Origin of the sequence: Pseudomonas marginalis (assembly GCF_024169655.1) — a bacterium.
Lineage (GTDB): Bacteria > Pseudomonadota > Gammaproteobacteria > Pseudomonadales > Pseudomonadaceae > Aquipseudomonas > Aquipseudomonas paraveronii.
In genome coordinates, this window is record NZ_JALJWV010000001.1 from 675,286 (window position 1) to 699,193 (window position 23,908).

Sequence of the window (23,908 nt, forward strand, 5' to 3'; positions counted from 1 at the left end):
GGGGCTGCTTTTTACAGGTAAATCGTGCCTTGCATATACAGCACGGCCTTGCCGGAAATAATCACCCGGTCGCCCTTGAGTACGCAGCGCAACTGGCCTTTGCGCGCACCGCCTTGCTCGGCGGTCAGGCTTGTCTTGCCCAGGCGCTCGGCCCAGAACGGCGCCAGCGAGGTATGCGCGGAACCGGTGACCGGGTCTTCATTGACCCCCACATTCGGCCCGAACCAACGGGACATGAAATCACACCGCGTGCTCTTGGCCGTCACCGCAATCCCGCGTTTGGGCAGGCCCTTGAGCTGGGCGAAGTCCGGCGTGAGCGCAGCAACCTGGGCTTCATCGTCGAGCAACACAATGTAGTCATCGGTGCCGAACACCTCGGCGCGTTCAATCCCCAGCGCGCTGAACATTCCGGCCGGCGGCTCGCACGCGTGTGGCGCTTTCGCCGGGAAATCCATCGCCAGTTCATCGCCCTCGCGGGTTACCCGCAGCTCGCCGCTGCGCGTTGCAAATCGCAGCACATCAGGCGCATCCGCCAACGCATTGATCAACACCCACGCCGCCGCGAGCGTGGCATGGCCGCACAGGTCGACTTCGACGGTCGGGGTGAACCAGCGCAGTTCATAAAAACCGTCACGGGGCACGAAGTAGGCGGTTTCGGACAGGTTGTTTTCGGCGGCGATGTTTTGCAGTTGCGCGTCGCTCAGCCATTCGGTCAGTGGGCACACCGCTGCGGGGTTGCCGCCGAAGGGGTGTTGGCTAAAGGCGTCGACTTGGTAGATGTCCAGTTTCACCGTGGTGTACTCCATGCGTTCGGGGAGGCTGGACACTAACAGCGGGCTCTGGGGAGCGTCAAAATACAGAAGGCGTGTTTTTTTGCGCGCATGCACGCTGCAGGGAAGGGCGCGGCACAGCTTTTTCGGTGTCTCAGAAAAATGCCCCGACAGGCCGGGGCATTTTCAACTCGCGGTTTTACACGCTCTGGTGCTATTTCTGCGTGTGGTTTTGCTGGCCGCCACTGCCGATCTGCCACACGTAGGGCGGTTCGGTGCCGTTGATTTCCCAGTCACCGATGATCCGTTCTTTATAGATCAATGGATTATGTGAGGCCGCAGTGCGCGCATTGCGCCAGTGGCGGTCGAGTTGCAGGCTCGTGCGTGCGGCAGATGCGCCCAAGGCGTTGAACAGATCGCTGGTAGCGCGAAGCACCAGATCGGCGATCACCACTTGCGCTTGGGCCGACTCCAGCTCAGCGGCAATATTGGCTTCGCGTTCGGCCTGCGCATCCTTGGCGAAGTGCGCCACATAGGCGCGTTGCGACGCCGCTGCGGCGCGCAGGGCCGCCGCTTCGGCCGTGTAGACCTGCGCCGAGGCTTTGCCGACCACCTGCTGCACCTGCGCATCGTCACGCACCGCCGCCGCATTGCCATGGCTGAACACCCGGGCGCGAACCCGTACCTGTTGGGCCACCTCTCGCACGGCCGCCTGCCCCGACCCGACCAGCACGGCCAGCAGGGTCAGTTGGTAAAACGCCGTTTGGTATTTAAAGCGCGTGGAGAAGTCGATCAGGTGGTCGTCTTCGACCACTGCGTTTTCAAACACGGAAGTGCCGCTGCCGGTAGTGCGCTGACCGAAGCCATCCCAATCGTCGCTTTGCCGCACACCCGGTTGCTGCACGCGGACCGCCGCGATCACATCGGCACCGGTGTCGTCCCGTTGGGCGTACAGGTCGATCCAGTCGGCGAACAGGCTGCCGGTGCTGTAGAACTTGGTGCCGTTGGCGACCCATTGCTGGCCCTGGCGGCTGATGCGGGTAATCACCTGGCCGATCTTCACGTCGCCGACTTCGGTCCAGGCATTGCCGACCAGTTCCCCGGCCACAAACCGCTCGAACCAGGCGTTCTGTGGGCTGAATGCCTGGGCGTTGAGGCGGTCTTCGACAAACGCAAAATGCCCGCGCAGGGCTTGTGTCACGTTGGAGTCGGCAGCCGCCAGTTCAATCAACAGTTGGAACAGTTGCGGTAGCGAGGCGCCGGCCCCGCCGAATTCGACCGGCACACGCACGGCGCCAAACCCGGCTTGTTTGAGCCATTTGATCGGTTCGAACGGCAGCGTGCGGCTGCGTTCGCGTTCGACCGCGCCTTCGGCAATACGCGTAAAGATCGGCCGAAAACGCGCGGCGAGCGCCTCGTAATCAGTACCGACAGACAGTGTGTTCAGCGTGGAGAAACTGGACATGGAATGGATTCCTCTTCAGCGCAGATAAGCGTCAAGTCAGGTCAGAGAATCTGGACGGTTTGGTGTGATCGGTGGCGTTGGCGCCGGTTTTGAATGCCCCGCGATAACGTGCCGCCGGATGGTCGTCTGCGGCATACGGGGAAGTGCCGTCGAGCAGGTTTTCGCGCAGGGTGTCGCCCTCATAGGAAGTGCGGACACGGCCCCGGCGTTGCAGCTCCGGAACGATGAACTCGACGAGGTCTTCGAACGTGCCCGGGGTGATCGCATAGGCCAGGTTGAAGCCGTCGATACCGCCGACGTCCACCCAGCGCTCCATCTCGTCGGCCACCGTTTTCGGGCCGCCCACCAACACCGGGCCCAGGCCGCCGATGCTGCGGTGTTTGATGATGTCGCGCGGCGTCCACTTGCGGTCGGGGTCGGCGGTGGCGAGCAGTTCCAGCACCGAGCGGATGCTGTCGTTGTCGATCGCTTCCAGGGGTTGGTCCGGGTCGTATTCGGAGAAATCGATGCCGGTCCAGCCGCCGTAAAACGACAACATGCCTTCACCGTTGGCATAGCTCAGGTAGTCGCGGTATTTGGCTTGCGCGGCTTCATCGCTTTCAGCGGTGATCACCGTCAACAGCGTGAACACCTTGACCGAATCACGGCTACGGCCCGCCTCCACGGCGCGGTTGCGGATGTCATCGGAGACCTCGCGCGCCTGTTCTGCGGTGGCCGGGCTGATGAACACCCCTTCGGCGTGCTTGGCGGCAAAGGCGCGGCCACGGCTGGAGGCGCCGGCCTGGAAAATCACCGGGGTGCGCTGTGGCGACGGCTCGGACAGATGGATGCCCGGCACATCGTAGTATTTGCCCTTGTGACCGATCGGGTGGACTTTGCTCGGGTCGGTAAAGATCCCGCGTTCACGGTCACGCAGCACTGCGTCTTCATCCCAGGAGCCTTCCCACAGTTTGTAGGTCACGTCCAGAAACTCATCGGCGATGTCGTAGCGTTCGTCGTGGGAAATCTGTTGCTTGAGGCCCAGGTTGACCGCCGCGCTGTTGAGGTACGAGGTCACCACGTTCCACGCCACGCGGCCCTTGGTCAGGTGGTCGAGGGTCGAGAACTTTCGCGCCAGGGCGTAAGGCTGTTCATAGGTCAGCGCCGAGGTCACGCCAAAGCCCAAGTGCTTGGTGACGGTGGCCATGGCTGGCACTTGAAAGAACGGATCGTTGACCGGCACCTGGTCGGCGTCGAGCAGGGAGGTTTCCACCGAGCCGCGATAGATGTCATACACGCCGACGACGTCGGCGATAAACACCGAGTCGAAATAACCGCGCTCAAGCAGCTTGGCCAACTCGACCCAGTAATCGAGGTCTTTGTATTTCCATGCCTGGCTGTCCGGGTGACGCCAGGTGCCCGCGGCCTGATGACTCACGCAGGTCATTTCAAACGCATTGAGGATTATGCGGGAAGCCATAGTCGATTAACTCCAGTTGTCTTGATTCATGGGGCACGCACGGCGGTTCAATCGTGGTTTAAGGGGGTGATTGCATAGTTCATGCCGAGTGCCAAAGGCCTGTAATGCCTGGGTTTTGTCGGTTTATGGGGCTGGCTGCCTATCACTGGAGCAACACTTTGTTGTTCTGGTGAACGGTGGCGAACACCCGGCGCGTGTGGTCAGGAATAGAAACTCGGCGTCGGCGGTTTCTGCTTCAAGGCCCACTCGCCGAGTTCGCGGATGCGGTAGTCCACCGGGTCGTGCAAGGTTTGGGTCCGCAGGTTTCGCCAGTAGCGATCAAAGCGCCGCGAGGCGTGGGTGGCGCGGGCGCCTGTCACCTCAAACAGCCTCGAACTCAGGTCCAGGCCGACCCGCGTGGCATGGACCTTGGCGCTGCCGATGGCCAGGGCGAGGTTCGCGCGCTCCTCGGCGCGCAGCTGTTCGCCGCGGTTCCAGGCCTTGTCGAACAACGCGTTGGCCCGTTCGGCCAGGGCGCGTACCGCCTCCAGGCCGACCCAAAACTCGCCGTAGTGGGCCAGCACATAAGGGTCGTCGACCGCCCGCTCGACCTCGGACTTGAACCAGGCGCGTGCTTCGTGGGTGGTGTAGTGCTGCGCCTGCTCAAAGGCGCCTTCGGCAATGCCGAGGAACAGGTTGACGAACGTCAGTTGCGCCAACAGCGGTCGCAGCCCGGAAAACACCGTGCTCAGCGGGCCAGGGTCGAGCAGCAGTTCATCTTCGGCCACCCGCACGCGTTCGAAACGGGCGCTGCCGCTGTCGGTCTGGCGTTGGCCCATATTGTTCCAGTCGTTGAGCAGGGTAATGCCGACGCGGTCAGTGGGGATTGCGGCGATCAGCAGTTTGCCTGCGCCACTGTCCTCCAGCGCCGAGGCAATCAGGCGGTCGGAGTCGCTGGCCCCGGAGCAGAAGCTTTTCATCCCGGAAAACTCGCGCCCGCCGTCCACGCGCGTGGCCACGGTGCGGGTGTCCAGCGGGTTGAGGGCGTTGCCCCAGAACCAGCGCTGGCGGACGGTCTGTTCCAGCCAGGGCTGCCACTGATCGGGCCGCGAGAACAGGCGCACAGTGGCCAGCATCAAGTGTTGGAAACCAAACACATGGGCCATCGAACTGTCGACTTTGGCGAACTCGCGCACGATGTTCAGCGTGTCGCTCCAACTGGCGCCGAGGCCGCCGAATTCACGGGGAATACTCAGGGTCAGCAGGCCGCTGTCGCGCAGGGCATCACGCTCGCGTTTTGGCGTGCCGCCGCGCTCGTCACGCTCGGCAGCCGTACTGGCCCAGTCGGCCGCCAGACGGCGAGCGACGTGCACAGGATCGTTGGGGGTGGTCACAGGGGAACTCCTTGAAGTTGAAAACAGCGCCGGGCCGCCCCTGGATGACGGCCGGTCCCGGCGTGTAGCGCGAGGTGTCCTACAGCCCAAACAGCCGGGCGGCATTGCCGTAGAGGACGTTGTCGAGCACCTCGGGTTTGAAACCCAGACGCAGGACATCCTCGATGGATTGACGAATCGGGCGGAACGGATAGGACGAGCCGAACAGCAACTGCTCTGCCAGAAAGCCGTTGGCCGCTTGCACGTAGGCGTCGCTGCCGGGCTGGAACAGGTACATGTCCGGCACCAGGTAGATGTTCGGGTAGCGGAACGCCACGCCCAGCGCTTGCTGCACGTTGGGCCAGTAGCCGTGGTAGCAGACGATCGACAGCTGCGGGAACGCCCGGGCGACCTTGGCCAGGTGTTCGGGGTTGTTGACGGCGGGGTCCGGGGTGGTCGGCCCGCTCATCAAAAACAGCGGAATGCCGCGTGCCTGCAAATGCTCGTAGATCGGCCAGTACAGCGGGTCATCCGGCTGCCTGGCCGGTTCGCCAAACCCCGGCTCCAGGTCGATCCCGGCCAGGCCCAGTGTCGAGAGGGCGCGCTCGATTTCGCCCAGCGCGCCGTCGATACCCTGCAGCGCCGGGTCGATGCTGGCGATGCCGAGCAACTCGGTGTGGTCGCGCACGATGCTGTGAATCAGGTCGTTGGGCAGATGCTGGCCGGGCGTGTGCCGACCGACCACCACCGCCCGGCTCAACCCGGCGTCGCGCACTTCATCGAGAAACCCCTGGGGTGTGCGCGAGCGGGCGAAGTGCTCGTCGTCGCCACGCGTGCCCACCCGCCGGTTCAGCCAGCGGGCGGTGGCGGTCTCGGCGCTGCCTGGGGTGGCGCCGAAAAAATCGTGCAGGTACGCCGGGCGGCAGCGCATATCAATCACGTTCATGCCGTGGCCTCTTCCTTGGCCGATGTATGGCCGGCCCGCACGTCGAACGCGCCGCCGGTGAGTACTTGGTCGCGGACCGTGACAGGCTGTTTGCCCAACAGCGGGAACACCAGTTCGGCAAAGCGGAAAGCCTCTTCCAGGTGCGGGTAGCCGGACAGTACAAAGCGGTCTACGCCGAGGTCGGCATATTCCTGCAGACGCTTGGCGACGGTCTCGGGGTCGCCCACCAGCGCCGTACCGGCGCCTCCGCGCACGAGGCCGACACCGGCCCACAGGTTGGGCGAGACCTCGAGCTTGTCGCGCTGTCCACCGTGCAGGGCGGCCATGCGGCGCTGGCCTTCGGAGTCCATCTTGGCGTAGTTCTCTTGGGCGTCGGCGATCACATCGTCGTCGAGGTGGCTGATCAGCTCTTCGGCGGCGGCCCAGGCCTGCTCGTTGGTTTCACGCACGATCACATGCAGGCGCACACCGAAATGCAGGGTGCGCCCATATTTTTTCGCACGCTCGCGCACATCGGCGATTTTCGCGGCCACGGCCGCCGGCGGTTCGCCCCAGGTCAGGTAGGCGTCGACCTGTTGCGCCGCCAGCTCATGGGCGGCAGGGGACGACCCGCCAAAATACAGGGGCGGGTGCGGTTGCTGCACGGGTTTGAAGAAGTTCTGCGCGCCTTCGACGCGCACATGCTTACCGGTGAAATCCACCACCTCGCCACTGAGCAAGCGCCGCCAAACGCTCAGGAACTCGCCAGCGGCTTCGTAGCGTTGGTCGTGGTCGAGGAAAATACCGTCGGCGGCCAACTCGGTGGCATCGCCGCCGGGTACGACGTTGAGCAGCAGGCGGCCGTTGCTGGCCTGGTCCAGTGTGGCCGCCTGACGGGCCGACGCCGTGGGGTTGCCCAGCGAGGTGCGCAGCGCCACCAGCAACTTCAGGCGATGGGTGACCGGTACCAGGCTGGCGGCGGTAATCCACGGGTCCAGGCAACTGCTGCCGGTGGGAATCAACACCCCGTCATAGCCCAGGCTCTCGGCGGCTACCGCGATTTGTTGCATGTATTTGTTGGTGGCCGGGCGGCCGCTGTCGGATCGGCCCAGATAACGGGTGTCGCCGGAGGTGGGCAGAAACCAAAAAATATCAAGACTCATCAACATGCTCCTCGCTGCAAAAATAAGAAGCCCGCTGCCTTGGGTAAGGTAAGACGGCAGCAGGTTGTGCAACGCAGGGCCGGCCCGGCTCTATGGAGGCGCTTGTTGGAACAAGTCTGTGGCTGTGGCCGATAGTTCCAAGAGAGCAAGCATCGTACCAATCGATCAACTTGTTGATTTATAAGGAAATGATTGGTTTGTGTGCGGCGATGACTGTCGCTGGAAGAGGATAAGTGTTGAAACGCTGTTGCCTGGCAAACAGTTGGGCGCAAAGAGAGAAGTGTTCGCTGGGCAACAGGCTTTAAGCAGGCTGTGCCGAATCAATACATGATTGTTTGCGCAGAATGAACATAACTAATTGATAAATAACGATTTAAATCTTGGCATGGAGACTGCAAAAGTGGCTGTATAGCACTCTGAAGGATAGTCCCCATGGCCCAGACACTGCCGCTGGCGTTGTTACAGCAAGCCCAAGCCCGAGGTTCGGCGATAGCCCTGCGCTACAAACGCCTGGGCATTTGGCACACCCGCAGTTGGAGCGAGTTGGCGCAGGAGGTCGGCCGTCTTGCGGCAGCGCTGCATCAGCGCGGGTTCGGTCGCCACGACGATTTACTGATTATCAGCCAGGCGCGTTCCGAAGCCTTGTTGCTGGCCCTGGCCGCGCAGTGGCTGGGCGGCAGCGTCACCCTGCTGGACCCCGAACGTGACAACCGCGCATTGCTGGCCCGTTTGCGCCCGAGCTTCGTGCTGGCCGAAGCCCAGGATGCCGTGCAACAGGTCCGGCATGCCGATCTTCCACCCTGTGTATTGCTGTTCCTCGACGGGCGCGGCCTGAATGCCGGTGACGGGAAGGGGTTGAGCGCTTACACCGATTTGTCCGCGGGCGTGGCGGCGGAACCGCCGGCCTGCGCCACTGACTCTGCAGCCGTCGCCTTCGTGTTCCATGCCGATACGCACGGGCCTTCCCTGCGGTTGAGCCATGCGCAGTTGCTGGGAGGCGCCCGCAAGCTGGTGGCGCGCGAGCACCTGAGCGGCGCCGAAGAAGCCTTGGCGGCCCGTGTGTTCGCCGCCAGCGGTCAGGCGCGTTACCTGCTGGCGCCCTGGCTTTGCGCCGGGTTCTGCCTGAATTTCCCGGAAGCCATGGCCACGCGCGACACCGACCGCCGTGAGTTGGGGCCAACCCTGGTGCTGGGCACGCGTGAGTCCTATGCCCGTCTGGAGCAGTGGGCGCGAGAGCGTCTGCCGTTGCCCGGCACGCTCGGTCATCGCTTGTATCGCTGGGCGATGGTGCCGGACGCGCAGGTTTTTCGACGCTGGCTCGGCTACTGGCTGATCCGCAGACCCTTACTCGATGTGTTGGGCATGAGCCGCCTGCGCGTGCCGTTGCTGGTCGGGCCTGCGCTGAGCCAAGAGAGCGCGGCTTTTTTTGGTGCCCTGGGCATCCATCCGGGCACCTGGCAGGAGCCGTCCGCCCGGCAGGAGCGTGCCGATACCCGCCCCCCCCAGATTTCTCAATCCGTCTGACGAGCCCTATGAGCGCAACCACTGAATCCGAATTACTGCGGCTCGATGACATCTCCCTGTCGTTCAAGGGGGTCAAGGCCATTACCTCCATCAGCTTCGCCGTGAAGGCTGGGGAAATCTGTGCATTGATCGGCCCCAACGGCGCGGGCAAAAGTTCGCTGCTCAATGTGATTAACGGCGTCTACCAGGCCCAGAGCGGCAGCGTCACCTATGCCGGACAGGCCCGGCGGCGCATGCGCCCGCACCAGGCCGCCGAACGCGGTATTGCGCGGACCTTTCAAAACATCGCGCTGTTCAAGGGCATGAGCGTGCTCGACAACGTGCTGACCGGCCGCAACCTCAAGCGCCGCAGCAGTTGGGTCGAGCAGGTGCTGCGCCTGGGCCGTGCGCCTCGCGAGGACGACGAGCAGCGCCGTCACGCGGAAAAAATCATCGAGTTTCTGCGCATCCACCCTTGGCGCCATGTGCTGGTGGGCAAGTTGCCTTACGGCTTGCAGAAACGTGTCGAACTGGCCCGCGCCCTGGCCGCTGAGCCCAGGTTGTTGCTGTTGGATGAACCCATGGCCGGCATGAACGCTGAAGAGAAGGGCCAGATGAGCCAATTCATCCGCGACATCAACCGTGAGTTCGGCACCACCGTGGTGCTGATCGAACACGACATCGGGGTGGTCATGGGCTTGTGTGACCACGTGGTCGTGCTCGATTACGGCCGCAAGATCGGCGATGGCACGCCCGAGCAAGTGCGCGCCAATCCCGATGTGATCGCCGCTTACCTGGGCACGCGGCGTTCCCGTGCGGAGAGCCACTGAACATGCAATTTTTCTTCGAAGTGCTGATTGGCGGGCTGCTGGCGGGCGTCATGTACTCCTTGGTGGCGATTGGTTTTGTCCTGATCTACAAGGCCTCCGGGGTGTTCAATTTCGCCCAGGGGGCAATGGTGCTGTTCGCCGCGCTGACCTTTGTCAGCCTGCTCGAACGCGGCTTCCCGTTCGTGTGGGCGTTTGTTGTCACGCTGGCGAGCATGGTGGTGCTGGCGTTGCTGATCGAAAAAATGGTGCTGCGGCCCCTGGTCAATCGCGCACCGATCATCCTGTTCATGGCCACGCTCGGGCTGTCCTACATGATCGAAGGTTTTGCGCAGTTTCTTTGGGGCGCTCAAGTCCACGGTCTGGAATTGGGCATCGCCGACGAGCCGCTGGAAATCCGCGGCATGTTGCTCTCGCAATTCGACCTGTTTGCGGCCGGAACGGCGGCCACTTTGGTGATCGCCTTGTCGCTGCTGTTCAACCGGACCCGGGTCGGTTTGTCGCTGCGCGCGGTTGCCGATGATCCGTTGGCGTCACTGGCCGTGGGCATCCGCCTGCCACGCATCTGGGCGCTGGTCTGGGCGGTGGCGGGGTTCGTCGGGCTGGTGGCCGGGTTGCTCTGGGGCGCTCGTCTGGGGGTGCAGTTCTCCTTGTCATTGGTGGTGCTCAAGGCCTTGCCGGTGTTGATCATCGGCGGTTTCTCCTCCATCGGCGGGGCGATTGTCGGCGGGTTGATCATCGGTGCGGCGGAAAAAGTCGCGGAGATTTACCTCGGCCCGATCATCGGCAGCGGCATCGAAAACTGGGTGCCTTACGTCCTCGCCATGCTGTTTCTGTTGGTGCGGCCTGCCGGGTTATTCGGCGAGCGGGCGATCGAACGGGTCTGATTTTTTTCAAGGAATGCCTTCATGCTTTATCGAGAAGCCGGTCAACTGAGCACCTCTTATGCGATGGAACGGCGCACGTTCCGCTTGCGCCAGGACCGCGTAGGCCTGTGGCTGTTCTTGGGGGTTGCCTTCATTGCGGTGCCCTGGCTGGGCAATGACTATTGGTTCAGTGCGATTCTGCTGCCGCTGCTGGTGTTGTCCCTGGCGGGGCTGGGGCTGAACCTGTTGACCGGTTATGCCGGGCAGTTGTCCCTCGGGTCGGCGGCGTTCATGGCGGTGGGGGCGTTCGCGGCCTACAACCTGCAGTTGCGCGTGCCGGGTTTGCCGCTGCTGGTGAGTTTCGCGCTGGGCGGAGTGATTGCTGCGCTGGTGGCTGTGCTCTTCGGTTTGCCGAGCCTGCGGATCAAGGGCTTTTACCTGCTGGTGGCGACCCTGGCCGCGCAGTTCGTGGTGGAGTGGGGACTGACCCGGTTCAGTTGGTTTACCAACGACAACGCCTCCGGGGTCATCACCTCGCCACCGCTGCTGATCGCGGGGCTGGATTTCAGTTCGCCCCGTGGGCGTTATCTGCTGACCCTGGCGGTGGTGGTGGTGCTGTTCTGGCTGGGCAAAAACCTGGTGCGCAGCGAGTTGGGCCGCAACTGGATGGCCGTGCGCGACATGGACACCGCCGCCGCCGTGATCGGCATCCGCCTGTTCAAGGCCAAGCTGCTGGCGTTTGCCATCAGTGGCTTCTACCTCGGGGTTGCCGGTTCGCTGTGGGCGTTTGCCTACCTGGGCACGGTGGAGCCCCACGGCTTCGATCTCAGCCGCTCATTTCAAGTGCTCTTCATCATCATTATCGGCGGCCTGGGCAGTGTGCTCGGCAATGTCCTGGGCGCCGCTTTCATCGTGCTGTTCCCGATTCTGCTGGCCAACCTCTTCGGGCTGTTGCCCGGTGGGCTGATCGATTCCGGCCAGTTGGAAAACCTGCAGAAAATGCTCTTTGGCGCGTTGATCATCGCTTTTCTGATCAAGGAACCCGAGGGCCTGGCCCGACTGTGGCAACGCTTTCGCCAGCGGGCCCGGATCTGGCCGTTGCGTTACTGATTGTTCTCATCCCTGACCCCCATCCTTCGTTCACGAGGAACTGCCTTCATGACTCACCGCACACCGCTGCGCCGCCTGCTATTAGGCTTGGCCTTGATCACCGCCGGGCTCAGTGCCGGCGCTCACGCCGACAACGAACAGTACTTCCCCTTGCAGAGCTATCGGGTCGGACCTTACGCCGCCGGTGGCACCGGCTTCTTCGGCGGCTTTATCGACTACCTGCAATACATCAACGCAAAGGGTGGGGTGAACGGCGTCAAGCTGACCTGGAGCGAGTGCGAAACGGAGTATGTGGTGGAAAAGGGCGTCGAATGCTACGAGCGCCTCAAGGGCGGCCTTAATGGTGCGCCGGCCGCCGCGACCAACCCGTTGTCGGTGGGCATTGCCTACGCGACGCTGGACCGTTCGACGGCCGACAAATTGCCACTGATCACCATCAACCACGGCCGCACCGACTCCACCGACGGTAGCGTGTTCCCTTACGTGTTCCCGTTGCAGCTCAACCCGTATTCGGAAGTCTCGGCAATCATCAACTACATCGGCACGCGCGAAGGTGGGGCGGACAAACTCAAAGGCAAGAAGATCGCCGTGCTTTACCACGGCTCGCCGTATGGCAAGGAAACCAATGGCGTCCTGGAAACCCTGGCGAAAAACGCCGGTTTCGAACTGACCCTGCTGGAAGTGCCGCACCCCGGCAACGAGCAGCAATCGCAGTGGCTCAATATCCGTCGCCTCAAGCCGGACTGGGTGATCCTGCGCGGTTGGGGGGTGATGAATCCGGTGGCGCTGAAGTCCGCGCAAAAGGTCGGTTACCCGGTGGATCACATCATCGGCAACATCTGGAGTAACTCGGAAGAGGACGTGGTGCCGGCAGGCGCGGCCGCCAAAGGCTTCATTTCCATCACCACCCACCCTTCCGGCACAGATTTCCCGGTGCTGCAGGGCATCAAGCAAAGCGTGGTGGACGCCGGCAAGGGCAACCTGGCCGATCCGAAGCGCTTCGGTACGGTGTACTACAACCTCGGTGTGGTGAACGGCATTCTCAACGTCGAAGCCGTGCGCCTTGCGCAGGCCAAATACGGCGCCAAGCCGTTGACCGGCGAGCAGGTGCGTTGGGGCTTCGAACACCTGAACCTCGACGATGCGCGGTTGCAGGCATTGGGCGCCAAGGGCCTGGTACAGCCGTTGAAGTTGTCGTGCGCCGATCATGAAGGCGGCGGTGCGGTGCGCTTTCAGCAATGGGACGGCCAGCGCTGGAACCTGATCAGCGACTGGGTCCAGGCCGACCGTGCGTTGTTGCGGCCGATCATCGAGGCTTCCGCTGCCCAGTACGCCAAGGAAAAAGGCATCACCCCGCGCAATTGCAGCCAGGAGCAATAAGGTCCGATGAGCCAGAGCCTATACGCCAACCCACCCTTGCTGAGCGTCGAGCAGGTCGTCGTCTTCTACGAACAGTCGATCCTCGCCTTGCGCGGCGTCACGCTACAGGTCGGCAAGGGGCAGATGGTGGCGTTGCTCGGGGCGAATGGTGCGGGCAAAAGCACCACCCTCAAGGCCATCTCCAGCCTGGTGCGCGCAGAGCGCGGTGAAGTGACCGAGGGCCGGGTGGTTTACCAAGGGCACGTGGTCACCGAGAGCGACCCCGCCAACCTGGTGCTGTCGGGGTTGGCCCAGGTGCTTGAAGGGCGACATTGCTTCACGCACCTGACGGTCGAGCAGAACCTGCTGATCGGCGGCTTTTCCGGGCGACCGTCGCGCAAGGTGTTGAACCAGCGTCTGGAGCGCATCTACGGCTACTTCCCAAGGTTGCGCCTGCTGCGCAAACGCCTGGCGGGCCTGACCTCCGGTGGCGAGCAGCAAATGGTCGCGATCGGTCGTGCGCTGATGTCCGAGCCGTGCCTGTTGTTGCTGGACGAACCGTCCATGGGCCTGGCGCCCCAGGTGGTCGAAGAAATCTTCGAGATCCTTGCCCGGCTCAATCGCAATGAGGGGTTGAGCCTGCTGGTGGCCGAGCAGAACATCAACATCGCCCTGGATTACGCGCATTACGCGTTTGTGCTGGAGAACGGTCGGGTAGTGGACGAAGGCTCGGCAGCCGAACTGGCGACACGTAAGCAAATGCAGAACTATTACCTGGGCGCTGCGCAGGCTTAGGCGGTGTTGCGTGTTGAAAAAGGAAAGGCCGTAAGCCTTTCCTTTTTTTGTTTGTGTGTCAGACAAGTTTAACGTGTGCCAAGTGTTTACAGTGCAACACCGAGTTCACAAAGTGCGGATTAATACCTGCGATAAATAGTTGTTAAGTTTATTTAACTAATTGAAATATATGATTTTATTGTGTTGGCATGCTTTTCGGATTGTTGCGGGAAGATCAGCATTTTTTGCATCCCTACCGCCTTAATAATTTGAAGAGAGCATCATGCGTAAAGTCGCCGCTTTGTCTGCGTTTTTTGCCGTTACCGCGCCCGGTACTCCATGCCGGTGATATCCGCCTGTTGCCGCTGGATTTGCGCATGCTGTAACCGCGCCATCCATTCCAGCCATAGAGTGGAATCGCAGAAACAAGAAAGCCCGCACGAGGCGGGCTTCTTGGGGATTCATAGACGACCGTGGACGTCTATGGATCGGCGCCTGGAATAGGTCAGATGCGGAAACTGCCCACCAGATGCTTCAGCCGTGCCGCCTGCTGTTCCAGGTCGGCGCAGGCGCGCAGGGTCGATTGCAGGTTTTCCACGCCTTCCTGATTGAGCGTGTTGATCTCGGTAATGTCCATGTTGATCGACTCCACCACCGAGGTCTGTTCCTCGGTGGCGGTGGCGACCGACTGGTTCATGCCATCGATCTCGCCGATGCGCTGGGTCACGCTGCTCAAGCGCTCGCCGACCAGGTTGGCGATTTCCATGCTGTCTTGGCTATGGCGCTGGCTGTCGCCCATGGTGCTGACCGAATCCCGGGCGCCGACTTGCAGCTCCTCGATCATTTTTTGCACCTGTTGTGCCGACTCCTGGGTGCGATGCGCCAGGTTGCGTACTTCATCGGCCACCACCGCAAACCCGCGTCCGGCTTCCCCGGCCCGTGCGGCCTCGATGGCGGCGTTGAGCGCGAGCAGGTTGGTTTGTTGGGAAATACTGGTGATCACCTCAAGGATCTGCCCGATATTCACCGTTTTGCTGTTCAGCGATTCGATATTCGTACTCGATGCGCTGAGCATGTCCGACAGCTGATGCATTGCGCTGATGTTGCGCTCGACCACTTGCTGACCCTGCTCGGCCATACCCCGCGCGTCGCTGGCCTGTTGCGAGGCCTGAGCGGCATTACGGGCTATTTCCTGAGCCGCAGCGCCGAGTTCGTTGATGGCAGCGGCAACGCTGTTGGTACGGCTGGCCTGTTCGTCGGAGTTGAGCATCGATGAGTTGGAGGCGCTGACCACGCGCATCGCCACCTCGTTGACGTGCTCGGTCGCTGAGGAGACTTCTCGGATCGAGGTGTGGATACGTTCGACAAAATCGTTGAACGCATTGCCCAGGGTGCCGAACTCGTCTTGCGTGTGGATAACCAGGCGTTTGGTGAGGTCACCTTCGCCTTGGGCAATGTCCTCCATTGCGCGGGTCATCGCGTGCAGCGGTTGGAGCAGTACGCGGATCAGAAAAGTCAGCAGGACGATGATGAGGATCACCGCAACGATGGTGGCAATCACCGCCGAATAACGGAATTGGCTCAGCGTCGCGTAAGCCTTGTCTTTATCGATAGACAGGCCGATGTACCAGTTGGCGGAAGGTAGACCTTTGATCGGTGCGAAGCTCAGCAAGCGGGCTTGCCCATTGACCTGGACCTCGGTCAGCTCGCCGGAAAGTTTCGGTGTGTGTGTAGGGTACAAATCCGAAAGCGACTTCATGACCAACGCTTTGTCCGGATGGACCAGGATCTTGCCCTGATCGTTGACCAGGAACGCATAGCCCATGCCGCCAAACTTCAACGAGTTGATCAGTTCCACCAGACCATCCAACGCCAAGTCACCGCCGACCACACCGATGCTGTTGGAAACCTTGCTGATGACACTAATGACCATCTTGTTGGTGGCCAGATCAATATAAGGCTCAGTCAGTATGGCGCCGTTGGCGTTCATACCGTCCTTGTACCAAGCGCGGGAACGCGGGTCATAGCCATCGGGCATCTTGGTGTTCGGACGAATACTGAAACTGCCGTCGACCTTGCCCAGGTAGTCGGTGAGAAAACTTGAGGTCAGGACGCTCTCATCCATCAGCGTCTCGGCATTGGCAGGCTCCCTGGCAATGTTCTGCGCCAGATTCCTCACCAAATTAATCCGCCCCTCCAGCAGGTTGCGAATATTGGTGGAGGTAGAGTCACCCATTTCAGTCAAATAGTTTTCCAGGCTGGTGCGAGTGGCATTGCGCTGTAAATAGTCGTTGTACAACGTGAATAGGGTGAAGGCGAGCATCACTATCAGCGACACGGCCAAAAGAATTTTGTGACTGAAACGAAGACTTTTATTCATGGCGTATTGAGTTCACTGGGTCTTTTGGGGGGGACTGTCCAAGCGTATCGGCAGTAGCCCGGTAAACCTTTAGGTGTGAAGGGGTTGGTGGCCGCGCTGGAGGGGTAGGGGATATGTGGGGGGAAGGTGGAGGGGGGTAAGGAGAGGCAGTCAAAAACAAGAAAACCCGCACGAGGCGGGCTTCTTGAGGTGATTCATGGACTGCTGCACAGCGAAGGGCGATTTCCGCTCATCCGGTCTTTAATCGATGCTTAGGGGCTTTCCAGCGGCTCAGGTATGAAGCCTTGTTCCCTGAGAGACTTGATTACACCTCGAATGAGATAGTTGTTAGAAAATCCGATCGTGTACTGCCTCGCGCCTGCGTTTAGCGGTAGAAGCATCCCTTGGTCCACCAGCTTTTTGATCAGGTAAGTCCGTTGATTGCTCGACTGCTGAGGGAGTACGGCTGCTACATCTGCAGATTTTACGACCTTCAATTTTATGGCGGCCGACAGTACCGCCTCCTCCGTCTCCGTGATCCATTTTCGTTCCCGTGCGAAGGCCACGGCAGGGACGAGTATGCATTTGGTCAGCCATCCTATAGCCCAGCCTGGCTGACAGGGGTAACGCTGCGGGTGTGATAATCGCCCGACGAGTCCTGGATGCAGTAATTCGGGGACATCGGTTTTTCCTCGCCGGCTTTCAACTCAACCACCTCATTGCGGCACGTTGTCTGGAATGTTTGCGACTGGAATGCCTGCCGGACTTCATAGTCGGCGCCTGCGCGTGGCACGAAACTCACGGGCGCAGAAGAGCAACTGGACCCGGACGTGACGAACGCCACAAACACGATCAGCGGCTGGCCGGCCGGGACCACACGTTCATCGAAGTACCTGCGCGTCTCATCGATCTTCGCGCTGACCGGGGAGGTCGGCATGCCGATGACATTGTTCTGGTAGTCGGAAGGCCACATGCCGAAGATATCCGTGCTCTGACCGCTGGGCTCGATACGCGAAGGATTCCATCCTTGCGGCCGCTCGCGGGCGGCCAGCGCTTTTCTGTAAGTGTCGTTGAAATACTGCTCGCAACTTTGGCCGGATACGAAACCTGCGTATGCCCCTTGCCCGCTGATCAGGCGGATGCGCGCCGTACTGGCGGGGTCGTACTTGGCCATCTCGGCCGGGTTCTGGACATCGGTTTTCTTGAAGGTGCAGCCCCCGACAGCCAACGGCACGATGAGCAACAGCCCCAGGCGTGCGATGACAGTGCCCAAGCCGGTATGAATTGATGAGCGCTTGCTGGCGTCCTGCTTCATTATTTTCTCCCTGTTAGTGGCTCAACCTTGGTAATGACGGGGTTTGGGTAGGCGTTTGCCTTCAAAGTTCGCGGGTTCGCATTGGATTGGATTGGATTGGGGCAAAAAAAGCATGGCGGCGGCCTTTTCTCTCTCCCGATGTGTCGCGCGTACAGTCTGCCCTGTTATTCTGATTCAGCAATCCGGCGTGTAGAAAAAATGCTATACGGCATTAAGTGACAGGAATGTCGGCTAATTGATAGTTAGGGAAAACTGAGTATGCGTCGCAAAATAGCCAACGGGTTTGTGTTTGTCAGCATTGCGATACTCTGTTCCGGCTGCACATCTTATTCGTCCCAGCCGACAATCAACGAACCCGCTGAGCCCGAAACAAAAGAAATCATCTCCAGCTTCAGTTACGCAATAAACTCCCCATGGAAAGACAGTCGCTTCGGCAAGGACGCATACGCAGCGACACTCAAAGTTATTCCCGATGTACAGGATACGGGCTCCAGCCTTGCCGCCCCGACCCTGCCGGCATTAGAAATAAAGATCTCGGAATTCTCATCTGGCGGCGCTTGCGGACAAGATTACTTGACGGGCCTGAGTCTGGGTTTGATCCCCAGTTGGTGTACGCGGACAAACCTTTTCAAGTTTGATTTTATATTGAATAAGGATCAGCGCTTTTGCAGGCAGAAAACCTACTCGATAAACTCCACGTCGTTTTCACATCTCACGATGATACCGTTTGCACTATTCAATACGGACAATCAGCCATTGGCGCTCTATCAGGCGGCGCTTAAAGATTTTCTTCGGATAGGTCAATGTGCGACGCGTTGAGAGGCATGTTAACAGGCTTTGTTTTGCGGCTACGAGGGACTCATTCCAAGCGTTGGGACGTTCAAAATTTATCTCAGGTGAACGGCAGCTTTTGGCCGATTCTGTTGAAAAAGTCGGCCTTGGTTGCCAGCACAGAAAAATTGGCGCCTGAGATTGAAATCTTAAAATTCAGCAGAGGTTTGTGTGGGCTCAGTTTTCACGTAGCGACGTACAGAAAAGGTGTTTTCATCAGTCACTATTGGGACAGTTCGGGCAAAGCGACTTTTTCAACAGAATCGGCCGATTTCTGCCGGTCATGCCCACGAATCGTACTGGTCAAATCCGATGCAAATGACTGGTCCGGTCGAATGCAAATAGGTGGGCAAGTCCGTGCACTAACCCAGCTCAGCAATGATCGCCGTTATTTTTGCAGCATGGCCGGATAGGGGGAGACAGAGGTGAACAGCCAGAAACAAGAAAGCCCGCACTAGGCGGGCTTCTTGAGGTGATTCATAGACTGCTGTAGACGTCTATGGATCGGTACTTGGTGGTACACAGTCATTTGAACTGGCCTTGTAGCGCTCTGTATTTAAAGGGTTTTGTATTGTGTCTGTCAGTTAGGCATACATGTAGGCATACACGCTGCTTGCTTCTGCCTACGGATGTAGTGGTATTCCCGCTAGGTAAAGCACCACCAGGTGGTAGGTGATGTGTAGCCATTCGGCCAGGTAGTCACTTCTTTGCCCGACCTTCTGCCGACAGTGAGGCGAGGGCAAGGGTGATGAATCCTGCATTCCCATCCAGGGTTTCTAGTGCGCCTCGGATGTTCTGTGCCACTTCTGTAGATCCTCTTTGCTCAACCCAGTTTGACAGTTCCTCGATAGCTGCACCCAGCGCCAGTTGGTTTTCATTCATGCGCTTGAGTAATGACGCAAGCAAAGGGGTGTCTTCCATGATGTTCTCCCGCCGTGTTGTCAGGTAATCAATCTACCTCGAGCCAGTGGCATTGCATATCAGATGTCCTCACCACCTGGTGATCGGAAATCACTCTGGTCATCTGGATTCCCTAGGTGCGTAGTTGCATGGACTTGACCACCCATTTGCATTCGACTTGACCAGTCGATTGCATCGGATTTGACCAGCACACTGGGTGGCCTTGATCGGCAAAAAACGGCCAACAAATGACGATCCTGTGATGCATTGATAGTCTGTATACGCGCTCAGCCGGCTAGGCCTTTTCCGCTTAAACTAAATCAGGCTCAACACCCAAAACCGAACGCATGACACAAGGATATCCCGATGACCCTAGCTGACTTGCAACGGCTATCAGTATCTCAAAGCGAACTGGTTCTTCCTTATCCTCACGCGATCACAGCTTTGCAACTCCTGGAGGCAACCGGCGCCATCCTGATGGGGTGGGAGGGATGGTTACGCTATCCAGACGGCAGGTTGGGACATTCAGACATGCACCAAGGCACCACTGACACTTCAGCGCTTTCTTCATCAGAGGCGTATAGCTGGACCAAAGCCTCCATGACCCTGGCGCAAAATGAACACGAACTCCAAAACGAAACTACCGATATCAAGCTGCTTTTTTGCATCGTGGTGTAGGGCCAATTTGGAAAGGTAGTGTGAGAGCACATATCCAGCCCCCCTCCAAAACTGGTGTAACCGGTGTTACGAGTGTAACGCCCTTCACCAAACGCCCGGATTCATTGGCCTTCATGCCTGTTACACAGTTGAGCGACATAGCGTACCCCCGATGTAACGCTGCCCCTGCGTGTAACGCTAAAGTCAGCATCCGGGTGTTGTGGGCAGGCGCTTTGTGCTCGAGCCTACCAAGCGAATTTCGCTGGATTCGCCTTTCGATGAGAGGAAATCACGCTGGGGACCCTGAGAGGTTTCGCGTTACACGGGGCATGAAACCCGCGGGATCGAGTTAGTGGGAGGTGCCGGAAGTTACTGAAATTTCAATCGTTGAAATTGAAAGGATCTTGAAGAAAAAGGGCCATCGTTACAGCTTCGGTAAAGGTGGCTGTATTTGTTGCGGATAGTGAACACCTTCATTGCGTCAACCATGGTGATGGGTGTCAACCACGTCAACCTGTCAACCAACTTAAAAAATCCAGCCGCTAACACGAACGCGCGGGTTCTTTGCCCCGTGCGTTAACGACATGGCCAGGGGCCCCATGAGATCCAGATTCATGGGGCTTGATTTTGGCTTCGGATAGACCGGGCTATGACCTTTATCGCTGAGGGTTTATCCACTCAAGGGGCTAGGGGCTCATAGTGAGTATCACAGGGGATACATGTATTGCGTTGAAATTTATCCTATTGATTTATATGGATTTTAATCAATTCTTGTTCGCTATTTTCTTATGAGGTCTTGCGTTCAACTGCATACTTGAAAGAATGGCAGTTCGATATTACGTTTCCGTTGAGACAACGAGCTTTTAACGATGTCGAACGTATGCTGTGTTTAGATCTGAAAAGCAGAATCGCTAAAGGCCGGGTGAGGACCGCTGATTTAAGAGCTTAGCGTGTGTGGCAACGGTCTCACCCCATCACCCTGAGGCGGCTGAGGTGATCAAGAAATGCGGGGGGCTGGGGGCATTGTGGTAGAATTTGCCCTAAGGTGAAAAGAATTGGTCTGTATGTATACAGTTCTACACGAGCCAATCTGGAGAATGAACATGTTTGGACTGCTTTTTAAGGCTAGCAAGCAAGAGAAGGAGATCCTTGACTCGCTGCGCGAGCTGAAGACGTTGCGCGTCACCGATCGCGGTGGAATGTCAATCGACTCCAGAGAAATTTTGATGAATGAGCGATTCATTGAAGCTAGCAAAAAAGCTAAGAAAACCGTGGCTAATGGCTGATGGGGCTTCTTCTCATTCTGCCAATTTTGGTTAGCGGATATCTATTCTGCAACGGAAGTATTTATCGTCAGGCCACCATGAGCCGTTACGACGGTCAGCTTTTGTATATGCTTATCGCTAAGACTGGCGTTATCATTTTTGCCTTTGCTTGTCTTGCGAGCTTTGGGCTGATGTACGCGAGTAAGTATAAGTTACTTCTGCCTGTGCTTGGCGAGTACAGTGATTACATAAAGTACGTTAAAGGCTTTCTCACACATAACGAGATAACTGATGCTAAAGGGGCTCCAGTATGGGCCTTTCTTGCACAAGCATCCGTACTTTCATTTTTACTGGCTTGGTTATTCCCGCGTTTATTCACTCTGCTGCTCATGCTGCGGTATCTCGCGCCGGCGACATCCATCAGGGGGCTAATTTTAGCTTCAAAGGTTCCCTCTCGGCCGCTGACGCGTCAACTTATGAAATCTATGCGAGATGAAGACAATCTCTATATGTTTTCAATGGATGATCGTAAGGTGTACGTCGGACGTGTATCTGATATTGGCGATCTGCATGAAGCAGGTGGGATGGATGAGGATTTTGAAATTGTACCAACTATGAGTGGGTATAGAGACAAGGATACCCTCAAAGTGACATACACTACGGACTATTCCGCAGTGATTGAGGATATGATGTTAAAAAACCGAGAAATCGGGTTTACGATTGTGCTGTCTCAGAAAAATATTGTTTCGATGAGCCGGTTTGAAGACGAGATTTGGAATCAGTTTAAAGTTCGCCAAGAACTCACTGATAAGCAGGGTGAGAAGCAGCAAGATGGATTTTTAGAGCGGCTTTCTAAATTCCTAGAAAGACTTTGAGTATATGTTTCAGCAAACAGTCTAGTCCCGTCTATAAAATCCTCCATTACAGAACAGTTTGTTGCCAGAGCGACTTCAGTTTGGTTACTGTACGAAATCAATCTAGCAGCTTAAATTTGTAAATAGGCGCATGCCTTTCGGTTTTGCCCCAATTAGACCACCCGGTTAAATTTGCGAATCAATCTAGGCTCTTCAGTGGCGGACAAGTCAGCGATGGCCTGAAGACATCCTGTCGGCATTCCCCAATTGATTATGTTCATCGTCGTCCTGAATATTACGATGCATTTAGAGACGAGTCTGATGGGCCCGGGAGAGCGCTTCGATTTGACGAAGCGCCCGCGGCATGTATGACAAAGTGATTTCAGCTCATCAAGAAGTACTACATCAAGTTTCTCTTTGAGTAATATTCTGACGACATCATAGAAACTTCAACCTCGTAAAATCTATCGTTCATTATCCATTTGGCGAACCCTAAAAAATCTTCAGTACAATTTACTTCAAAGAGACGCTCTAGTTTAGAACGTCGAATGCAATTCACTTGAAATTCTGCATGTTCGAAATAATGGCTCATCACTACAAAAAAATAATAGGCGCCTATTTTGAAACTGACTGTAGGAATGGGAAGAGGTGTCATCATAAAGCCGTGTTTACTGTCATACAAAGAGTGAGCTTTTAGGCCATGAGAAACAGAATAATTTAGTAAATTTTCTTTAATTCGCCCCGCATCAACGGTTTTAAAAATTTGCTCAGCGGACAATATGTATACATCAAGTTCAGGTTTTTTACTCGTATCTAGCAAATACGCACGCGCCCTCTGCTCCATTCCCCCATAGCTTTGAGCGAACTCGTCCTGGGCAGTACTTTTCAATCTTTCCGTTGAGACTATTAGACGCCATGCCACTGAAACTGCAAAATAATAGACCTCGTCCGTAAACTGCTCCACCTTCTTACGACGGTAGTAACGTTTGTAGTAGTTGTCTGTGAAGTGCTTCTCGAAAAGAGAAACCTTATCCTCGCAGGCCGTACACATAATTTTGAGCGCAGGCGTATCTGAAACTTTGAGCAAAGGATCATTGTTTAAAAAGAATTCGTTCTTGTTGCTGGCTTTTTTTAGCCAGCGCATGACAAATTTAGGGATGATATGACCTTTTTCTTCTAATTCACCTGTACCACAGAGAAGACATTTATCTGGCATCCTCCCCTGTACAAATAAGGTGTCATAAATTCTGTTATTAGTAAATTTGCTCAAACGCTACCTCCTTCTTCAATGCATGTGCGCACTTCATAGAGTATGCACCGCGAACAGAATGGATTCGATCCGTTCTACGATGAAAGCTACTACTTTCCGAGTTTCTAGACTTTATTTACCTTAACAGTATCGCTCTTGCATCGTCAGATACCTGGGGATGTTACGCTAGCCACGCAAGGCCACCCAAATGTTGACCACTTCCGTTGATCTACTATGCAACCCCCTAAGGTCGCTCAGCGCGTCTAAAGCTCCCATAGCGGCTGAAAGATAAGCTTTGTGAGTCCACGTGTGTTTCACTCTCGGCCCGCCGTAGCTGTTGGCGAATTAGGTTGAGGAGAGGAACTGAGGTCAGGTACACAGAGTGTGCGCAATTTTTGATTCTAGATGTGAGAAAGAGCGGTATTCACCACCCTCGGAGAGAGGGCTGTAACGTCAATCTCTTGCCCTACGCCGCCAGTCTATGACGGTGATTGACTCCGACTCTGTCGTCATCGATGATTGGGCATTACAGACACATAAGGATGATGGGCATGTATTGGATCGAACGAGGCGCAGACGGTAGCTATCTCCATGATGGGCGAGAGTACCCCCTACTGACGGAAAACCTCGTAGGGCTTGATAGCTATGAGGTTGAGCGTTCAGAGAACGATTGGGTGAGGATAGTGTTTCCATTTGAGCTGGAAACTGAGCATGGATCATTTGCGTGGGACGTTGAGATCATTGAGTATCTGAAAATTGATGCGGCAAGCTTGATAGGTTTTATGATCAGCAGCTTCCCGACAGGCGTTATCCTCAAGGATGAAGTCGAGCTCCGCCTGCAGGATGGGTGGGCTTAGCAACACAAATTTGCTTTCCCCACTCGACATGACGCCGCGCATGATTAA

22 protein-coding genes and 2 pseudogenes are annotated in these 23,908 nt (G+C 57.5%); 12 read left to right on the plus strand and 12 right to left on the minus strand.

Translation table 11 applies throughout. The features are described 5' to 3' along the window. Positions 1 to 11: 11 nt before the first annotated feature. The 6 genes from J2Y83_RS02875 to ssuD all read right to left on the minus strand — a co-directional run bounded on the left by J2Y83_RS02875 (position 12) and on the right by ssuD (position 7,134). On the minus strand, positions 12 to 791 hold the full coding sequence (locus J2Y83_RS02875; protein WP_253400334.1) for a PhzF family phenazine biosynthesis protein: 780 nt from the start codon (positions 789 to 791) through the stop codon (positions 12 to 14). Between the two features lie 193 nt (positions 792 to 984). Next, positions 985 to 2,235, minus strand: coding sequence for an acyl-CoA dehydrogenase family protein (locus J2Y83_RS02880; protein WP_253393260.1), 1,251 nt, complete (start codon positions 2,233 to 2,235; stop codon positions 985 to 987). Between the two features lie 31 nt (positions 2,236 to 2,266). Then, positions 2,267 to 3,694, minus strand: a complete 1,428-nt coding sequence (locus tag J2Y83_RS02885) for an LLM class flavin-dependent oxidoreductase (protein WP_253393261.1) — start codon at positions 3,692 to 3,694, stop codon at positions 2,267 to 2,269. Between the two features lie 200 nt (positions 3,695 to 3,894). Continuing rightward, on the minus strand, positions 3,895 to 5,067 hold the full coding sequence (locus tag J2Y83_RS02890; protein ID WP_253393262.1) for an acyl-CoA dehydrogenase family protein: 1,173 nt from the start codon (positions 5,065 to 5,067) through the stop codon (positions 3,895 to 3,897). A 79-nt stretch (positions 5,068 to 5,146) separates the two neighbouring features. After that, positions 5,147 to 5,992 (minus strand): amidohydrolase family protein, encoded by an 846-nt coding sequence (locus tag J2Y83_RS02895; RefSeq protein WP_253393263.1) that lies wholly within the window; start codon positions 5,990 to 5,992, stop codon positions 5,147 to 5,149. Next, positions 5,989 to 7,134, minus strand: coding sequence for an FMNH2-dependent alkanesulfonate monooxygenase (gene ssuD / locus J2Y83_RS02900; RefSeq protein ID WP_128191646.1), 1,146 nt, complete (start codon positions 7,132 to 7,134; stop codon positions 5,989 to 5,991). Before ssuD ends, J2Y83_RS02895 begins: the two co-directional genes overlap by 4 nt. A 432-nt stretch (positions 7,135 to 7,566) precedes the next feature. Here ssuD and J2Y83_RS02905 point away from each other — a divergent pair, with 432 nt between their 5' ends. Genes J2Y83_RS02905 through J2Y83_RS02930 form a run of 6 tightly spaced genes read left to right on the plus strand, consistent with a single transcriptional unit; the run spans position 7,567 to position 13,594 of the window. Beyond that, positions 7,567 to 8,658: an AMP-binding protein gene (locus tag J2Y83_RS02905; protein ID WP_253393264.1), complete on the plus strand. Its 1,092-nt coding sequence runs from the start codon at positions 7,567 to 7,569 to the stop codon at positions 8,656 to 8,658. 8 nt (positions 8,659 to 8,666) lie between these two features. Then, on the plus strand, positions 8,667 to 9,467 hold the full coding sequence (locus tag J2Y83_RS02910; protein WP_253393265.1) for an ABC transporter ATP-binding protein: 801 nt from the start codon (positions 8,667 to 8,669) through the stop codon (positions 9,465 to 9,467). 2 nt (positions 9,468 to 9,469) lie between these two features. Next, the gene (locus tag J2Y83_RS02915; protein ID WP_253393266.1) at positions 9,470 to 10,351 is read left to right on the plus strand and encodes a branched-chain amino acid ABC transporter permease; all 882 of its coding nucleotides are present in this window, start codon (positions 9,470 to 9,472) and stop codon (positions 10,349 to 10,351) included. 21 nt (positions 10,352 to 10,372) lie between these two features. Then, positions 10,373 to 11,440 carry a branched-chain amino acid ABC transporter permease gene (locus J2Y83_RS02920; RefSeq protein WP_253393267.1) on the plus strand — a complete coding sequence of 356 codons (1,068 nt, stop codon included), beginning with the start codon at positions 10,373 to 10,375 and terminating at the stop codon, positions 11,438 to 11,440. A gap of 48 nt (positions 11,441 to 11,488) precedes the next feature. Beyond that, positions 11,489 to 12,820, plus strand: coding sequence for an ABC transporter substrate-binding protein (locus J2Y83_RS02925; protein ID WP_253393268.1), 1,332 nt, complete (start codon positions 11,489 to 11,491; stop codon positions 12,818 to 12,820). Between the two features lie 6 nt (positions 12,821 to 12,826). Further along, entirely contained in the window at positions 12,827 to 13,594 is a 768-nt protein-coding gene (locus J2Y83_RS02930) for an ABC transporter ATP-binding protein (RefSeq protein ID WP_253393269.1), read from the plus strand. A 484-nt stretch (positions 13,595 to 14,078) separates the two neighbouring features. On the opposite strand, the gene J2Y83_RS29750 is transcribed toward J2Y83_RS02930, so the two are convergent. From J2Y83_RS29750 to J2Y83_RS02945, 4 genes and pseudogenes are all read right to left on the minus strand, one after another. Then, positions 14,079 to 14,873 carry a methyl-accepting chemotaxis protein gene (locus J2Y83_RS29750; protein ID WP_437181029.1) on the minus strand — a complete coding sequence of 265 codons (795 nt, stop codon included), beginning with the start codon at positions 14,871 to 14,873 and terminating at the stop codon, positions 14,079 to 14,081. Positions 14,874 to 14,936: 63 nt separating this feature from the next. Continuing rightward, a pseudogene (locus J2Y83_RS29755) lies at positions 14,937 to 15,953 on the minus strand (HAMP domain-containing protein); the annotation flags it as partial. Positions 15,954 to 16,204: 251 nt separating this feature from the next. Continuing rightward, positions 16,205 to 16,528: pseudogene (locus tag J2Y83_RS02940) on the minus strand (Fic family protein); the annotation flags it as partial. 2 nt (positions 16,529 to 16,530) lie between these two features. After that, a complete protein-coding gene (locus J2Y83_RS02945) occupies positions 16,531 to 17,247 on the minus strand; it encodes a hypothetical protein (protein ID WP_247404016.1) in 717 nt (238 codons plus the stop codon). Between the two features lie 258 nt (positions 17,248 to 17,505). Here J2Y83_RS02945 and J2Y83_RS02950 point away from each other — a divergent pair, with 258 nt between their 5' ends. Continuing rightward, positions 17,506 to 18,066, plus strand: coding sequence for a hypothetical protein (locus J2Y83_RS02950; protein WP_253393271.1), 561 nt, complete (start codon positions 17,506 to 17,508; stop codon positions 18,064 to 18,066). After that, complete coding sequence (locus tag J2Y83_RS02955; RefSeq protein ID WP_253393272.1) at positions 18,051 to 18,491, plus strand: hypothetical protein; 441 nt, start codon at positions 18,051 to 18,053, stop codon at positions 18,489 to 18,491. Before J2Y83_RS02950 ends, J2Y83_RS02955 begins: the two co-directional genes overlap by 16 nt. 286 nt (positions 18,492 to 18,777) lie before the next feature. Here J2Y83_RS02955 and J2Y83_RS02960 read toward each other — a convergent pair whose 3' ends face one another. Beyond that, positions 18,778 to 18,999, minus strand: coding sequence for a hypothetical protein (locus J2Y83_RS02960; protein WP_098465726.1), 222 nt, complete (start codon positions 18,997 to 18,999; stop codon positions 18,778 to 18,780). A gap of 345 nt (positions 19,000 to 19,344) precedes the next feature. On the opposite strand from J2Y83_RS02960, the gene J2Y83_RS02965 reads away from it, so the two are divergent. From J2Y83_RS02965 to J2Y83_RS02975, 3 genes are all read left to right on the plus strand, one after another. Beyond that, positions 19,345 to 19,656, plus strand: a complete 312-nt coding sequence (locus tag J2Y83_RS02965; protein ID WP_098465727.1) for a hypothetical protein — start codon at positions 19,345 to 19,347, stop codon at positions 19,654 to 19,656. A gap of 1,082 nt (positions 19,657 to 20,738) precedes the next feature. Further along, positions 20,739 to 20,921 (plus strand): hypothetical protein, encoded by a 183-nt coding sequence (locus J2Y83_RS02970; protein ID WP_253393273.1) that lies wholly within the window; start codon positions 20,739 to 20,741, stop codon positions 20,919 to 20,921. Then, positions 20,921 to 21,775 (plus strand): hypothetical protein, encoded by an 855-nt coding sequence (locus J2Y83_RS02975; RefSeq protein ID WP_307513645.1) that lies wholly within the window; start codon positions 20,921 to 20,923, stop codon positions 21,773 to 21,775. Before J2Y83_RS02970 ends, J2Y83_RS02975 begins: the two co-directional genes overlap by 1 nt. A 379-nt stretch (positions 21,776 to 22,154) precedes the next feature. Here the strand turns inward: J2Y83_RS02975 and J2Y83_RS02980 are convergent, their stop codons facing one another. Beyond that, entirely contained in the window at positions 22,155 to 23,024 is an 870-nt protein-coding gene (locus J2Y83_RS02980; RefSeq protein ID WP_253393275.1) for a hypothetical protein, read from the minus strand. A gap of 530 nt (positions 23,025 to 23,554) precedes the next feature. Here J2Y83_RS02980 and J2Y83_RS02985 point away from each other — a divergent pair. Beyond that, the gene (locus J2Y83_RS02985; RefSeq protein WP_253393276.1) at positions 23,555 to 23,860 is read left to right on the plus strand and encodes a hypothetical protein; all 306 of its coding nucleotides are present in this window, start codon (positions 23,555 to 23,557) and stop codon (positions 23,858 to 23,860) included. Positions 23,861 to 23,908: the final 48 nt, after the last annotated feature.

Coding starts and splice junctions, on each gene's coding strand:
- J2Y83_RS02880 (WP_253393260.1), bottom strand. CDS start 2,235: ATGTCCAGTTTCTCCACGCTGAACACACTGTCTGTCGGTACTGATTAC.
- J2Y83_RS02885 (WP_253393261.1), bottom strand. CDS start 3,694: ATGGCTTCCCGCATAATCCTCAATGCGTTTGAAATGACCTGCGTGAGT.
- J2Y83_RS02895 (WP_253393263.1), bottom strand. CDS start 5,992: ATGAACGTGATTGATATGCGCTGCCGCCCGGCGTACCTGCACGATTTT.
- ssuD (WP_128191646.1), bottom strand. CDS start 7,134: ATGAGTCTTGATATTTTTTGGTTTCTGCCCACCTCCGGCGACACCCGT.
- J2Y83_RS02905 (WP_253393264.1), top strand. CDS start 7,567: ATGGCCCAGACACTGCCGCTGGCGTTGTTACAGCAAGCCCAAGCCCGA.
- J2Y83_RS02910 (WP_253393265.1), top strand. CDS start 8,667: ATGAGCGCAACCACTGAATCCGAATTACTGCGGCTCGATGACATCTCC.
- J2Y83_RS02915 (WP_253393266.1), top strand. CDS start 9,470: ATGCAATTTTTCTTCGAAGTGCTGATTGGCGGGCTGCTGGCGGGCGTC.
- J2Y83_RS02920 (WP_253393267.1), top strand. CDS start 10,373: ATGCTTTATCGAGAAGCCGGTCAACTGAGCACCTCTTATGCGATGGAA.
- J2Y83_RS02925 (WP_253393268.1), top strand. CDS start 11,489: ATGACTCACCGCACACCGCTGCGCCGCCTGCTATTAGGCTTGGCCTTG.
- J2Y83_RS02930 (WP_253393269.1), top strand. CDS start 12,827: ATGAGCCAGAGCCTATACGCCAACCCACCCTTGCTGAGCGTCGAGCAG.
- J2Y83_RS29750 (WP_437181029.1), bottom strand. CDS start 14,873: ATGCGCGTGGTCAGCGCCTCCAACTCATCGATGCTCAACTCCGACGAA.
- J2Y83_RS02945 (WP_247404016.1), bottom strand. CDS start 17,247: ATGAAGCAGGACGCCAGCAAGCGCTCATCAATTCATACCGGCTTGGGC.
- J2Y83_RS02950 (WP_253393271.1), top strand. CDS start 17,506: ATGCGTCGCAAAATAGCCAACGGGTTTGTGTTTGTCAGCATTGCGATA.
- J2Y83_RS02955 (WP_253393272.1), top strand. CDS start 18,051: ATGTGCGACGCGTTGAGAGGCATGTTAACAGGCTTTGTTTTGCGGCTA.
- J2Y83_RS02960 (WP_098465726.1), bottom strand. CDS start 18,999: ATGGAAGACACCCCTTTGCTTGCGTCATTACTCAAGCGCATGAATGAA.
- J2Y83_RS02965 (WP_098465727.1), top strand. CDS start 19,345: ATGACCCTAGCTGACTTGCAACGGCTATCAGTATCTCAAAGCGAACTG.
- J2Y83_RS02970 (WP_253393273.1), top strand. CDS start 20,739: ATGTTTGGACTGCTTTTTAAGGCTAGCAAGCAAGAGAAGGAGATCCTT.
- J2Y83_RS02975 (WP_307513645.1), top strand. CDS start 20,921: ATGGGGCTTCTTCTCATTCTGCCAATTTTGGTTAGCGGATATCTATTC.
- J2Y83_RS02985 (WP_253393276.1), top strand. CDS start 23,555: ATGTATTGGATCGAACGAGGCGCAGACGGTAGCTATCTCCATGATGGG.